This is a genomic window from Phaeobacter sp. S60, assembly GCF_000826845.1.
Lineage (GTDB): Bacteria > Pseudomonadota > Alphaproteobacteria > Rhodobacterales > Rhodobacteraceae > Phaeobacter > Phaeobacter piscinae.
The window spans coordinates 296,609-310,882 of the sequence record NZ_JSWJ01000004.1; the positions used below are offsets into that span (position 1 = coordinate 296,609).

Here is a 14,274-nt window from a genome sequence, read left to right on the forward strand (position 1 = left end):
GTCAGTCCTTTTGGCTGATGCTTTCAACTGTCAAACGGCCGTTGGTATAGACGCAGATATCAGCGGCAATCGCCATGGCATCCCGGGCCACAGCCTCGGCGTTGCGATCACTGTCCATCATGCCGCGTGCGGCCGCCAGCGCGAAGTTGCCGCCTGATCCGATGGCGGCCACGTCATGTTCGGGTTCCAGCACATCGCCGGCGCCGGTGATCACGAACATATCCGCCCCGTCGGTCACGATCAGCATGGCTTCCAGTTTTTGCAGGTATTTGTCAGTGCGCCAGTCCTTGGCCAGTTCAACACTGGCGCGGGCGAGCTGCCCCGGAGTGGCTTCCAGTTTCGCCTCCAGCCGTTCCAGCAAAGTGAAGGCATCGGCGGTGGAGCCGGCAAACCCTGCCACGACATCAAATCCACCAGGCGACAGGCGGCGCACCTTGCGGGCAGAGCCCTTGATCACGGTTTGGCCCAGGGACACCTGCCCGTCGCCGGCGATGACGACTTCGCCGTCTTTTTTCACGCCAATGATCGTGGTGCCGTGCCAGCCCGGAAATTGATCGTCTGCCATCATGTTCTCCTCGTTTCCAGGCCTATATGGGCACTGGTCATTTATACCTCAACCGGGTGCTATCCGTTGCGGGGGCCGGGGATCAAGTGAATAGCCACCTCCGGCGCCTTGCGCCGACCCATCTGACAAGCGCCTGTCGAGTGGACGACGACCGCTCGCCGACGATGGCTGAGAAGAGACTTGTGCCCGGTATGCGGGCAGGCTGCTTAAAAAACATGCTATGCAAAAACTGCAATTCGGGGCTGTCGAACCGGCAATTGTGAGACTCGGCAGCCCACCCTACATGAGGCTCACAACCGACACGGTGTCGGCTGGTTCTCATAAGGAATGCGCAAATGGCTACCACAGCAAACATCCATGCGCCGATCGGTGCAGTGACCGTACTCCGCCTGGTGGACGCAGTCTTCAACGCCAAGTCTTCGATCCTGGCGTGGAAAGAAGCACGCGACACCCGCAACGCCTTGTCCGAGCTGACCGATACCCAGCTGGAAGACATCGGCCTGACACGCGCGGATATCGCAAAGATCTGAGGACAGGTTCCTCAGCACCAAGATGATTTGGCCGCTCCTTTCAGGGCGGCTTTTTCTTTTGTTAGAGTCTGTTTTGCGATCAGGAGCGCAATTGAAAGCGCCCAGCCTGATCCGGTAACCAGGCTTCTACCGCAGCTGTGGCGACCACATGTTTGTTGCCGTCCGCAGGATCATCCACATTCAACCCTCCAAAAACCGCCCGCACAGTGGCGCGTCCACGTGGCAGATCGGCGGCGACCAGATCGCAGTCTACCTTGTCGGGCTCCTGAACACCGATTGTGACCTCAACCCTCATTTCAGTATGGTCTATACCTAGTTTCGCAAAAAGCGTGATCGAGGAGTGGTGCAGCGCATCCTGCACCGCGCGGCGGGCCGCCTTGGTGTAATCCTGCCCATAAAGATCATTGCCGGTGCCCATTTCCAGAATAATGCGTTTCTCCTCGGTCATTCTGTCGGCTCCATGTCAAATGAGACGATGATGGCTGCATTGGCGATCACCGTGTGGCCAGTGCCGGGTTTGTCGATATCAAGGCCGCCCTTGGTCACATGAATCTCCGCTGTGCCATATGGAAAGACCGCGCTAAGCGCGTCGCAGTCGATGGCGTCGGGGTTTTGCACGCCGATTTCAGCACGGATGCGCATGGCGGATTTTGGGAAATCGAACAGTTCGGCAACATTGACCGAGTTGTGCCAGAGCGCGTCCTTGATCGCCCGTTTTGCGGCCTCGGTATAGTCCTGTCGCCGCAGCGATGTCCCCATCCCGAACTCTACCAACACCCGCGTTTCAGCCATGATCCCTCCTCCAATTCTGTCGCTCGGAAAGCCAGTTATGAAAAAGGCGCCCCAATGGGACGCCTTCCGATATTTCTGATCGTCTGTCTGGTTCAGATCGACTCGTCGATCCAGCTTTGCAGCGCAGCCTTGGGTGCGGCACCAGAGCGGTTGGAGACAACCTCGCCGTTCTTGAAAATGAACAGCGCAGGAATGCCGCGTACACCCATGGCCGAAGCTGCGTTGGGGTTGCTGTCGACATCCACCTTGGCGATCTTGACCTTATCGCCGTATTCAGCCGCCAGCTCTTCCAGAGCGGGGCCAATCTGTTTGCAGGGACCGCACCATTCGGCCCAGAAATCCACCACGACGGGGACTTCGGAATTCTTCACTTCGGCATCGAAAGTGGCATCGGTTACGGCGACGGTGGACATTGGAATGTCTCCCTAAGAGTGTGGCAGTTCGGCTGTGAACCTATGAACGCCTTAACGGATCGTCAAGGTATCTGGCGGCGCTTAAGAGCGGATGACACAATATCGTGTGGCAGGTCCATCAGCGTCGCGGTACGGGTCCAGAGCAACGCCGTGTCAATCCGCCGATCTGGGTAGAGGGCTGCCAGCGCATGGGCATAAGCCCCCATCTGCCGCAACAGCCCCTCAGGACAGGCCTCCACGCTGGTGGGAACGGTGGCGTTCGATTTGAAATCAACCGCCTGAACCCGGTCCGGCGTCACGATCAGCCGGTCAATCACGCCGTGAATGCGACGGCCGTCCAGATCTGCGGTTATCGCAACCTCCGCCAAAGTGTCAGGAGCGAAGATCGCACCCAGGTCCGGATTGGTCAGTACACGTGTTGCCTCAACCAGAAGATCTGCGGTGTCTTCATGCCCCGCGAGCAAAGCATCCGCCAGTTGGGCCCAGCTATCCTGATCTGCGCTGGGTAGATGTTCCAGTAAGCTGTGCAGCCGGCTGCCGCGTGCCTTGGCGATATCTTCGTCCTGTCCCAGATCCCCCGGTAAGGCCTTGGCCCCGCCCAATTCCGACGGGCTGAGTGTTGAGGTTGGTGGCTGATAAGGCGGTGGCAACTGTTTGAATACCTCCGGCAATTGCGGCGTGGACGTGACCACCGGGGGATCTGCGTGGAACGGTAACCCGTCCCAATCCCCATGCTGCAGCCGCAGGCCCTCGCCATTGCCGGTATCATAGGGGTTGGCACCGGCCTCTTGCAGCGCGCGCTCAACCATCTGGTACCAACTGTCCCCATCCTTGGACAGCTCACCCGCAGCGGCAACAATCAGCCATTTTTCTGCGCGTGTCAGCGCCACGTAGAGCAGCCGAAGACGTTCATTCCGTGCCTTCTCCTGCGCAGTCTCACGGGCGGCTTGCATCACATCGGGCATCTGGGCGCTGGGCAGTTTCCACATCGGCCCAGCCTCGGCGCGCATGATTTCATCATCGCGTGGAGGTTTGCGTTTTGCGGTGTCGGGCAGGATCACAATCGGTGCTTCCAGGCCTTTTGATCCATGCACCGACATCACCCGGATCATATTGCCCGCCGCGCCCATCTGGCGTTTGATTTCCAGATCGTCGGCCTGCATCCAGACTAAGAACCCAGTGAGGCTGGGAATATCTGTGCGCTCATAGGCGAGCGCCTGGCTGAGCAGGGCGTTAATGCCATCCTCCGCCTCCGGTCCCAACCGGCCAAGCAGGCGCTGACGTCCGCCGTGACGTGTCAGGATACGCTCAATCAGGTCATAGGGGCGCAGGAAATCGGTCTGACTGCGCAGATCATCTATGATGGCCATCGTGTCAGGGTATTCCGCTGCGCGATCCCGCAGCGCGGTCCAGAGATAACTGCCGCCCTCGCGCCGGTGGGCCAGATCAAACAGGGTCTGTTCGTCCCAGCCAAACAGCGGCGATTTCAGCGCTGCAGCCAGCGACAGGGAATCCTCAGGCGTAGCGAGAAAGGACAGCAGCGCCGCCAGATCCTTCACCGCCAGTTCTGCGCCGATCTTCAACCGGTCCGCGCCGGCGATGGGCAGTCTTGCAGCCTTGCAGGCGCGGATGATTTCCGAGAACAGCTCGGACCGGCGCTGCACGAGGATCAGAAAATCACCGGCCCGTACCGGGCGACGGCGGAAGCTGCCACGCTCGGGCCCATCCTCCGGCAGGGTAACCTTGCTGTCGATCATCTCCTTGATCGTGGTCGCGATCCGGTCAGCCAGAATGACGGTGTGATGGCGCGCGCCGGGGCGATCCACCGGATCGGTCCAGTCACGCTCTTCTTCGGTGTCAACTTTGTCCACGACTGGCCAAAGATCGACGCGTCCCGGCAACTCCGATTTAAAGGCGCGGTGTAGGGCATCGCGGTGAAACCCGGCGCCGGGGCTATCCTTGAACACCAGATCAACCAGCCCAAGGATCGCCGCGGAGGAACGGAATGAGAATTCCAGCGCCGCGTTTTGCAGCGCACTGCCGGTTTCCGCGAGCCGGTCGGCGAATTCGGCCTGCATCCTGTCAAAGGCGTCCGGATCTGCCCCCTGAAAGGAATAGATCGACTGTTTCTTGTCGCCGACAACAAAAATCGTACGCTCGACCTCGGATCGCGCGCCCTCTCCGGCGGTAAACTCCTGCGCCAGCTTCTCAACCACATCCCATTGCACCGGGCTGGTGTCCTGTGCCTCATCCACCAGTATGTGATCAATGCCGCCGTCCAGCCGGTAGAGAACCCAGGCAGCCACCGCCGGATCATTCAGCAGCTGACGTGCCTTCAGGATCAAGTCATCGAAGTCGAGCCAGCCGCGCAGCTGTTTACGGCGATCATATTCCGGCAGGAATGCAGCGGCGAAGTCGTGCAGGATCAGCGATTTCTCAACTGCGGCCAGGGCGAGGCGCTGGGCGCGGGCAGCCTCTACCCGTCGCATCAGTGGTTCCAGCTGATCCATCAGCGCGACATTGCTTTCCCGCAGTTTCTTGGTGGGAAAGGCATTGATTTTGGCGGTAAAGGGCGCCTTTGCGGAGGCACCGGTCAGAAACACAGACTCAAGAACTGGTAAATCCGCAAGCGTCGGATCGGTGATTTTGCGGAGCTTCGCAGCGGCTTTGGCATCGGTGCTGCCACCCTGTTCCAACATGGTACAGGTGCGCGCCAGCAGGTCCCCCTCGCCCCCCAGATAGACGCTTTGCTCCAACATTTTGGCGTCAAAGTCCGTCGGAAGATCGAACAGCGCACGCAATCCGGCGCGATCCAGTGGCACCTCGAAATCGGAGCGGCGCTGACAGATTGCGGCGGTCAGCGTCTCAAAATCGCTATCGGTCACCTGCCGGGCCAGTCTGGCGATCAGACCGGCCTCCTCCGGGTTTTCGCTGCTTGCGATGGCTTCTACCACCTCGCCCCGCAGCAACACCGCGGCGCGGTCGTCCATTTCGGAAAACTGTGGGCTGACGCCGGCCTCTAGCGGGAACCGGCGCAGCAGCGAGGCGCAAAAGGAATGGATGGTCTGGATTTTCAAGCCACCGGGCGTCTCAATCGCACGCGCAAACAGGGTGCGGGCCTGCGCCATGCCCTCGGCCGAGATCACATCATGGGCGCCCAGATCCGTCAGTGCAGAAGTGAGCGCATCGTCGCCCAGCATGGCCCATTCGCCGAGCCGTTTGAACAGGCGGTTCTGCATCTCGCTGGCAGCGGCTTTGGTGTAGGTCAGGCACAGGATATGCTGCGGCTGGACCCCACGCAGCAACAGACGGGCCACGCGATCTGTCAGCACCTTGGTCTTGCCAGAGCCGGCATTTGCGGCCAGCCAGGTTGAGGCATCGGGGCGCGCGGCGCGAAACTGCGCCTCTGAGGCGGCGTCGCGGGCGGTCATGTCAAAATCTCCGATACCGGTTGATCGCTTCGGTCCCATTCTCCGTAGCGTGCCAGATGATCGTAATCGCCCGTCTGGGTGTCCTGAAACACCATGCGACGGCTGCTATATCCTTGATCTGGCTCGAAATAAGCTGAAATCAGCTTGGTCAATTCTTCCCAAACCTTACCCGGTGGCTCATCCATGAGTGGGGCTGCGACCTCTTTCAGCGGGCTTTTGAGGCCAAGGAACAGTGCCCGTTCCACCCTGCCCTCGCCATAGCGCTCAAACGCACCGCGTTCGGCCATGGCGGCCTCGATCAGCAGTTGTTTTTCAAAGGTTTTCTGTTGGCTTTCAGTTGGCGGGTCGCCGGTTTTGTAGTCAAACAAATGCAGGCCGCCGCGTTCATCCACATCAATTCGATCGGCGGTGCCTGCAATCTCAAAATCAAGCGGCGCAACGCGCACGGCACCGGAGACTTCAAAACCAGTCGGGCGCGCGGTTTGCTGCCGTTGGCGCTCTCCATTGATGAAGTCATCTGCAATGCGTTCAAGCCGGGCCAGCCAGAGGCTGCGCGCTATGGGCCATGGAACCTTTGCCTCCAGATGGGCTGCCGCTGTCGCAAGGAAATCCTGTGCTGTCAGTCTACCGGGGTCAGCGACGGTTGCCTTGATAAAATCCTCCAGGATCTTGTGGAGCACGATGCCGCGCAGCAAGGCGTCGGGTTCCTGTACAAGCGGATCAAGCGGACGCAGCTTCAACACATGTTTGGCGTAAATCGCATAAGGATCGCGGATCAGACGCGGGATTTCCGTAATCGTCAGGCGTCGGGGGCGCGCGGCGATGGGGGGGCGTGGTGCCGGTCGTTTGGCGGGGGGCAGAGAGATAGGCGCCTCCAACACCTCCGCCCAGCCCAACCATTCCTGACCACGGGTCCGCATATCCGTCAGCGCTGCAGGGCCGCCCTGCCCCGGCAAGCCGGACAGAAGGTTGGTCATTCGGTTGAGCCAGCGTGACGGAACTGTATCCGCTTCATCCGACCGTTCGGAGCGAGTCAACCAGACTTCGGGTGCAGCGATGGCTTGTTGGAAATCATGCGCCGACAGCCCAATGCGACGTTCCGGCAGCAACAGCCCCGCCTGATGACGCAGTTGTCGGTTGAGCCATGGATCGGGTGCAGCAGCTTCCGGCCAGCTGCCTTCGTTTAGGCCGCCAAGGATCACCAGATCGGCCCCCTGCACGCGCGCCTCAAGCGTTCCCCAGATCAGGATGGAGCCATAGGGTGCATCGCGGTCCCGCACCTCCCCCTGCGACAGCAGCGCGCGCAGAAGATCGGCAAAATCGCGGGCGGTCATCTCACCGCCATAGCCAGCCTCCGCCTGAAGGTTGTTCATGATTTCCAGCGCTTTGCGCCCAGCCTTCTTGTCCCAGAGGCCACCGGCAGCAGCCTCCTGACTGCCACGGCTGATTGCCTCGGCGAGATTCCTGAGGGCTTCAACCCATTGTGACAGGGGCTGCGTTCCACGGATGGGTTTGTCGGCAAAACACTGCGTCAGCCAGGCGGTCCACCCAGGCATCAGCTCCCGCCCGATTTCAAACGCGGCAAAACTGTCGGCATCCGGAAAAGGGGGGCCGTAGCGGCGCAGCCGCAGCTCTAATTCGCGGGTGTGGCGCAGGTGATCACCGCGCCCTGCCCCATCATGACAAAGCGGATGTTTCAGCAGCGTCAACAGCGTATCGCAGGCCAGCGGCTTGCAGAACAGTTCCGCGATGTGGCGCAGAAACCGGCCCGGAGGTGACAGTTGCAGTGGTTGGCCCGCGGAATCGTCCGGCAGAATATCCCAGCGATCCAGCGCGGCCGCCACCTGTCGGGTCAGCATACGATCCGGTGTGATCAGCGCGGCTGTCTGTCCATTCTCGGCGGCCTTGCGCAGTCGCAGGGCAATGGTCAGCGCCTCGGCGCGGGGATTGGGTGCCTCGACCAAGGTTACATCGGCGGTGGCCTGATCGATATCGCGCAGCTCCGGCCCTTCGCGCATCCAGGCATCGGTAACAGGCGCCGGGCGCAGCGCCAGAGAGACCAGCCGATTGCGCGCCGTGGAGGCTGGTAGTGCATCGACCCATGGACGCACCTGATCCGGGGTCATGTCTAGATCGCGCATGATCTTGAAAAACCGATATTGCGGGTGGTCTTCTGACATCAGCGGATCATCTAGATGTTCCCAGACGTGGCCCGGCTGCTGGTCATCGAAACCGGGTAGGATCACCGCGCCTTGCGGCAGGCGCGCAATTGCCTCCATCAGCATCAGCGTGGTGCCACGCGATCCGGTGGAGCCGGCCAGGATGACCGGGTGTTGCGGTGGGCAGTCCTGCCACTCTTCGATCAGATCAAGCACAACCTGTCGCTGACGGGCCTGTGCATCCATTGCGTGTTCGTGGGTCTCAGCAAAGTCGTCGGCGATGGCGATGAACTGCTGCGCGCGCGCCCAATGGCCGGACATGTCGGAGACATCCAGCGAGCGGATCGTCTCCGGGCTGACGCCTTCGCCCTGCATTTCATCAAACAATGCTGCGAGACTGTCTGAGAGATCATAGAGGGAGGATCGGGCGGCCAGATCTGGCTGTGCTTCCAGTAATTTGGCAATCAGCTGTGAGAGCTCCAGCCGTCGCCGTAACGGCGGCAGGGCTGGCGGCAGACCCCGTAAGGTGGCGCGCATGTCGAGATCACTCAGCAGCGAGATCCGCGGCAAAAGCAGAGCTGGCCCATGATCAAACAGATCCCGCACCCGGCGTGCCATGCGGGAGGTGTTGACGATCAGTTCGACCTTGGCCAGCGCTTCTGGCGGCGTGTTCCGACTGCGGGCAACCAACCCGTCAACCAGAGCGCGTGGGAAATCGACGCCGCAGGGAACTGCAAAAAGGCGTGGTGTGTCTTGCGGCTCAAATCTCATCTTGGGCTATCAGGTCCTCAGCCAGGGGGATCCCTTCGGGGGTGCCGACATCGCACCAATGGCCGGGATATTCCAGCGCAAACAGGCGTCCTTCGGCAGCCATCAAATCCCACAGGGTGTTCAGCGAAAACACGGTCTCGTTAACTTCGTCCAGCCTGTTGGTCCGCAGCAACTGAACACCGCCATAGACAAGGTCGCCGCCGCGATGCAGTCGCCCGTCTTCGTCCGTGTGGAAATCACCACCGCCGCTGCGTCCAACAGTTCGGCTGATGGGAATACAGGTCAGCAGCGCATCCATGCGCGCAGGGTCCCACGCGTCGCGCAGCAGGCAAAGCGGGTTCGGCCCGCGCCAGACCACATCGGGGTTCACGGTATAGACCGGTCCCGAATGTGTTCCGAGCAGCGGCAGCGCATGTCGCAGCCCACCACCGGTGTCGAGGATCTGAGGATCCTCACGGCTGATCGCCACCTCGCTATTTGCAAGATGGTTGGCCAGAACGTCACTCTTATAGTGGCTGTTGGCCACGATCACCGGCGGTGTGACCTCTCGCGCCAGATCCAGCGCATGGTCGATTAGTGGGCGACCGGCGACCGGAATCATCGGTTTGGGCTGGTGGTTGGTCAGGTGCCGCATCCGGGTGCCAAATCCGGCAGCGAAGATCATAACGGGATAAGCGATCTCTGCCATCAGCCGCGCAACCGGTCCAGAACATCGGGGGTGGGCGCAGGCATTTCCTGATGCAGGAATTCCGCCAGTGGGGCCATCGCCGGGTGATCCAACCCGCGGTGAAAATGGTCCCAGACGCGGGGGATCAGATCAACGTAATGCGGTTTGCCATAGTCACGCCCGAGGCGGGCAAAAACGCCCAAGATACGCATGTTGCGCTGCACGCCCAGAACGGTATAGGCGGCGCGAAAGCTGCCCTCATCAACACCGGTTGCAGCGATATACCGTTCCATCATCTGCATTTCGATCACCGCAGGGACATCGCGGCGGGCGTCCTGTAGCAGTGACACAAGATCGTAGGCGCGATGACCGGCGCGCGCGGCCTGAAAATCCAGCAGACCGACCTGTGCAACGCCGCTGCGCTCCGGCAACCAGATCAGATTTTCGGCGTGGTAATCGCGCTGAACCAGCACCACGTCGCCTTTGATCGTGCGGCGTAAAATATCCTCGAACTGATCAGTGAACCGGGCGGCATGTTCCGGTGAGGCCTCCTCACGTATCACATCGCGGTATTTGGCAAAGGCGAGGCTGGAGAGTTCCGCCATCAACCGTGGTCCGAGCGGTTCCAGTTCTGGCATCGGGGCCTCATGTAACGCGACCAGCACATCCGTTGCCGCCTCATATAGCGGACGCTCCTGCGCAGGGGTGTCGCGCATCACGCGCGCAAACAACGCGTCTCCCAGATCTTCGATGATCAGGAGGCCATTGTCATGATCCTCGGCCAGAATTTCCGGCGCACTCAGACCCTGCTCCCGCAGGTAGGTCGCAATCGCAACAAATGGGGCGACGTCCTCTCCCTGATCCGGCGGTGCGTCCATCAACACCACGGTGGCGCCATTTGCATCGCGAAGCCGCTCATAGCGCCGGTTGGAGGCGTCCCCAGCGAGCGGCACGCGGGTCCAGCTGTGCCATGGGGTATCGGTGAGGAAGGTGGCAATGAGGTTTTCTCGGTCGGTCATGTGGCAATCTGCTTCATCAGGGGCTCCCAACGCGCATCACTCCAGCGCAGCGTAGCGGTACGGGCGTCGTTTTCGTCCGGATCCAAGGCCAGCGATATATGCAAAGCGGCAGCTGGCGTCAGTTCGGCCAGCCGATCCGGCCATTCGATCAGACATATGGCGGTCTCAAAGGCGGAGATCAGGCCAAGTTCCTCAATCTCATCCAGCGACGACAGGCGATAGAGATCAGCATGCCACAATTCGCCAGTTGGCAGATCATAGGTCTGAACAAGGGTGAATGTCGGTGAGGGCACATCCTCAGGCACCGTCATCTGCGACTGGATCAGGCTGCGGGCAAAATGCGTTTTGCCGGCGCCGATGATACCCGACAGAAGCAGACAGTCGCCATTGCTCAGTTCTGCGCCCAAACGGGTGGCCAGATCAGCAGTCGCTTCGGGCGAGGGCAGGGGGATTACGTGGGTCTTCTGGATTGTCATGGCGCGACAATGCCGCCCTGCGCGCGGCGCTGCAAGCTGGATCGAAAAAGCCCGGCATCGAACCGGGCAATCTCTTTGATTTCAGACGATGAGGGCTGCTCTATTTGCCCTGTTTTGTAATCGCAAACCGCTGTTGATCAACCGGAGCGGGGGCTGGTTCCGGCGAGCGGAAGCTGACCATGGTGGCGCCATTCTGGATGGCGCTGACCTTGCAGACCAGAGGCGTGCCACTGCGCAGCTGTACATCAGCCCACCAGGCTGTGCGGTTCTCGCTGCCGGCAACAAAATCCCGGATCTCGCCCCAGGCAGGCGTTGCAGCACACATGTCCTGCCAGACACGGCTAGAATCCATGATGGTGATCTTGGCGAAGCTGCCGTCGGGATCCATCTGCCAGAGATCATGATAGGCGGCGTTGGAGAAGGTCATGGTGCCGTCATTGGCAAAAACCGCGATGGCTTCGTCCATCTGATCCATGATCGACTGACCCATTTCCAGCTCCGAGCGGAACTGCCGGGTCAGGGTGATCTCGGCGGTGATATCCTCAAACAGGAAGGCGATGGCCCCATCAGGGTGCGGGCGACCGGAGACGGAATAGACCGATCCGGATGGCAGCGACCATGTTTCCTGGTAGCGCCCCTCAGCCGCTGCTTCCAGCAGATCAGCCATCTGGTGACGCCAGCTGGAATAGTTTTTCGGTTCCGGCATCATGCGCTGATCGCGCAGCCGATCAAAGAAGGTCAGCAGATTCGGACGTGAGCTGAGAAAGTTGGCGGGCAGGGCAGTCAGGTCGATCAGCACGGGGTTGAACAGAACCAGCTGGCGATTGCGGTCAAAGATCGCAAGGCCAATGGACAGCTGGGCAAAGGTTTTTGCCAATGTCTGCACAAAGTTGCGCTGGGCGATCTCGGCGTCAACAACCGCGTTTACATCGACCGCATGACAGAGCCAGCCAGACTCGGTTTCGGTGGTCGAGATATTGTACCAGAGTTTTTTCTTGCTCTCGGGCAGCGGAATTGAGATCCGCTCAGGCTTGCCGCTGGCCATCGGGTCATCGAGATCAGTGAACAAAGGTTCGGAGAAATCGACATTGCGACCGCGGATCTTCTGGCTGAGATCATCATAGGCGAGGTTGGACCAGGTGACGGCACCGTCATCGGACTGCAACCAAACCGGATAGGGCGCCTGATGCACGGCGGAGCGCAGGGTGGTCAGCTCCTGGTCGATGCTGTGATTATGTTCTTCGGATGTGGTGCTGCGCAGCTGCACGCGGGTCACACCGTCGATCCATTCGCAAAGCGCTTCGCGGCTTTCGGCGTTGGCTGTGCCAGAGAGCACAAGCGGGCCGACATCCTTCAGGAAGCCGGGGGATTGCGGCAAGCCGGGATAACTGCGGGCCAGTTGTTCGCGCAGGTTCGCCCAGCTGAAGGTTTCGGCCTGTTCTCCAATGAAACGGCGCGCGCCAGAGGACCAGCCGATCAGCGTCGTATCATCAAAGAGAAACACGGCGTCGGACCGTCCATCCCCCTGCAGCAGGTCCTGCTCAAACCCCTTGGGTTTGGGGTTGGGAGACAACCACCAGACAGCGGTCGCTGCCGTTGCCGCACAAAGCGTCGCCAATACAAGCCAGTCGGTCGATAGGATCTGCTGCATGATGTCCGTTACCCACAAGTGTTTCGCTCTTGCCCCCGATGTTTCCTGATAATGGTTAAATGAAGTTTAATTGGTTGCCTAAAAGTGAATAGTTAAATTTCTATACGTTTATTTTCCCCGATGGGAACGGCATTTTCGCCCGTCAGAGCGTCAATTTTGCTGCGAGGCCAGCTGACCTGTACCAAAGCTCCGCGCCGCGCCGGATCACGGGTCAGCGTTTGATTTGGATCTGAGCCGTTTGCAAACGTCAGCTGAGCGCCACTGCGCTCAAGCAGAGTTTTGGCAATAAAGAGTCCCAGACCCATGCCCTCATACTCCGGTCGCTGGCGTCGGTCGCTGTCGCTGCGACGGCGGCGCACGAAGGGGTCGCCAATTCGGCCCAACAGATGTGACGGGTATCCCCGCCCGTCATCGCTGATGCGCAGTGTGATGGTCTCATCATTCCAGCTGGCATCGATCCAAACGGTTGAGCGGGCGAAGTCCACGGCGTTCTGAACCAGATTGCGCAGCCCGTGAATGATCTCCGGCTGGCGCAGAATAGTCGGGTGCTGAAGATCGCCATCGCTTTCGGGGGCCTCTTTGAACTGGATAGTCTTGCCCCGGTACATATGGGGCTCAGCCGCCTCGTTGATCACGGTGGAAAGAGGGGCCTGGCGCAGATGCAGGTCGTCCTTGCCGCTGCGGCCCATGCCCCGCAGGATGTCACGGCAGCGGTCTGCCTGTTCGCGGATCAACGCCGCATCTTCGCGCAGATCAGGCCGGTCATCCAGTTCATCTATCAGCTCAGCACTGGCCAGTTTGATCGTGGCCAGTGGCGTGCCCAACTCATGCGCCGCGGCAGCCACCACACCGCCAAGATCGGTCAGCTTCTGTTCGCGGGACAGGGCCATCTGGGTTGCGGCCAGCGCATCAGACATCGACCGGATCTCGGCGCTGATACGATAGGAGTAGGCGCCAATAAACAGTACCGCGATCACAATGGCTGTCCAGTTGCCGAAGACGAAGATGTCCGGCACCCGCAGCACAAAACCTTGCGGTGTGCGCAATGGCAGATGAAATTCTGCCAGCAGTGTCACCAGAATGATCGCGGTTGCCCCGATGATCAGCGTAGAGCGGAGCCGCATCATCGAGGCTGAGATGGTCACAGGACCCAATACCAGAAGCGCGAAGGGATTGTTCAGCCCGCCGGTCAGATACAGCAGGAAGTTCAGCTGTAAGAGATCAAACAGAACCATCAGAAAGTTCTCGAACTCCGACAGGCGTTTGTTCTGCGGAAACAGGATAATTGCGATCAGGTTGCCGAGCACGGACACACCGATAGCGATATAGCACAGCACCAGTTCCAGCTGCAGATTATACAGCTGCTGGGCCACGGTAATCGCTGAAACCTGACCAACAATCGCCACCCAGCGCAGCAGGATCAAGGTGCGTAGGCGGATCCAGTGGCTGCGTTCCTGACCGCTCAGCAGATCGATATTTGTCGCGCTCATCTCGCACTCCATGGCGAAAAGGGGGGCATTGGTGGTCTTGTTGGAATCTGCTTGCATACAGGCCAGTCCCTAGCAAGGTGAAACCGAAAATGACGAAGCAGAACCGTTGCGGCAGTCTCGCACTCCTGGCGCTCACAGACAATTGACCAGTAGATTTACGGGCCTTTCTTTGGCGTGAAAACCTGTGGACCAACCTCGGCTGCGCTGTTTTGTCCGTCTGGTCATTGGGGGGTGGCCTGCGATAGGTCCGACCCCGCGCAGGATCGCCATGACCCGGTCTGGTTGATGCGCGGCGGTTGCATCGCTCCGC

Annotated in this window: 12 protein-coding genes; 1 reads left to right on the plus strand and 11 read right to left on the minus strand. The window is 60.2% G+C overall.

What is annotated here, in order from left to right; genetic code table 11:
- Position 1: 1 nt before the first annotated feature.
- Complete coding sequence (gene hslV / locus OO25_RS06340) at positions 2 to 565, minus strand: ATP-dependent protease subunit HslV (protein WP_024098902.1); 564 nt, start codon at positions 563 to 565, stop codon at positions 2 to 4.
- Between the two features lie 335 nt (positions 566 to 900).
- On the opposite strand from hslV, the gene OO25_RS06345 reads away from it, so the two are divergent.
- Complete coding sequence (locus tag OO25_RS06345; RefSeq protein WP_024098903.1) at positions 901 to 1,095, plus strand: DUF1127 domain-containing protein; 195 nt, start codon at positions 901 to 903, stop codon at positions 1,093 to 1,095.
- Between the two features lie 79 nt (positions 1,096 to 1,174).
- Here the strand turns inward: OO25_RS06345 and OO25_RS06350 are convergent, their stop codons facing one another.
- The 10 genes from OO25_RS06350 to regB form a co-directional block, all read right to left on the minus strand.
- Complete coding sequence (locus OO25_RS06350) at positions 1,175 to 1,543, minus strand: Lin0512 family protein (RefSeq protein WP_040179012.1); 369 nt, start codon at positions 1,541 to 1,543, stop codon at positions 1,175 to 1,177.
- A complete protein-coding gene (locus tag OO25_RS06355; protein WP_040179013.1) occupies positions 1,540 to 1,887 on the minus strand; it encodes a Lin0512 family protein in 348 nt (115 codons plus the stop codon). The genes OO25_RS06350 and OO25_RS06355 overlap by 4 nt, the downstream gene beginning before the upstream one ends.
- Before the next feature lie 92 nt (positions 1,888 to 1,979).
- Entirely contained in the window at positions 1,980 to 2,300 is a 321-nt protein-coding gene (gene trxA, locus OO25_RS06360) for a thioredoxin (RefSeq protein ID WP_014876414.1), read from the minus strand.
- Positions 2,301 to 2,362: 62 nt separating this feature from the next.
- Positions 2,363 to 5,731, minus strand: a complete 3,369-nt coding sequence (addA, locus tag OO25_RS06365; RefSeq protein ID WP_040179014.1) for a double-strand break repair helicase AddA — start codon at positions 5,729 to 5,731, stop codon at positions 2,363 to 2,365.
- Positions 5,728 to 8,661, minus strand: coding sequence for a double-strand break repair protein AddB (gene addB / locus OO25_RS06370; RefSeq protein ID WP_040179016.1), 2,934 nt, complete (start codon positions 8,659 to 8,661; stop codon positions 5,728 to 5,730). The genes addA and addB overlap by 4 nt, the downstream gene beginning before the upstream one ends.
- Positions 8,651 to 9,325, minus strand: a complete 675-nt coding sequence (locus OO25_RS06375; RefSeq protein WP_040179188.1) for a nucleotidyltransferase family protein — start codon at positions 9,323 to 9,325, stop codon at positions 8,651 to 8,653. Before OO25_RS06375 ends, addB begins: the two co-directional genes overlap by 11 nt.
- Before the next feature lie 23 nt (positions 9,326 to 9,348).
- Entirely contained in the window at positions 9,349 to 10,347 is a 999-nt protein-coding gene (locus OO25_RS06380) for an aminoglycoside phosphotransferase family protein (RefSeq protein WP_040179017.1), read from the minus strand.
- Positions 10,344 to 10,823 (minus strand): tRNA (adenosine(37)-N6)-threonylcarbamoyltransferase complex ATPase subunit type 1 TsaE, encoded by a 480-nt coding sequence (gene tsaE / locus OO25_RS06385; RefSeq protein ID WP_040179018.1) that lies wholly within the window; start codon positions 10,821 to 10,823, stop codon positions 10,344 to 10,346. The genes OO25_RS06380 and tsaE overlap by 4 nt, the downstream gene beginning before the upstream one ends.
- A gap of 100 nt (positions 10,824 to 10,923) precedes the next feature.
- The gene (locus OO25_RS06390; protein ID WP_040175086.1) at positions 10,924 to 12,474 is read right to left on the minus strand and encodes a PAS-domain containing protein; all 1,551 of its coding nucleotides are present in this window, start codon (positions 12,472 to 12,474) and stop codon (positions 10,924 to 10,926) included.
- A 92-nt stretch (positions 12,475 to 12,566) separates the two neighbouring features.
- Complete coding sequence (gene regB, locus OO25_RS06395) at positions 12,567 to 13,964, minus strand: sensor histidine kinase RegB (RefSeq protein WP_040175308.1); 1,398 nt, start codon at positions 13,962 to 13,964, stop codon at positions 12,567 to 12,569.
- Positions 13,965 to 14,274 lie beyond the last annotated feature (310 nt).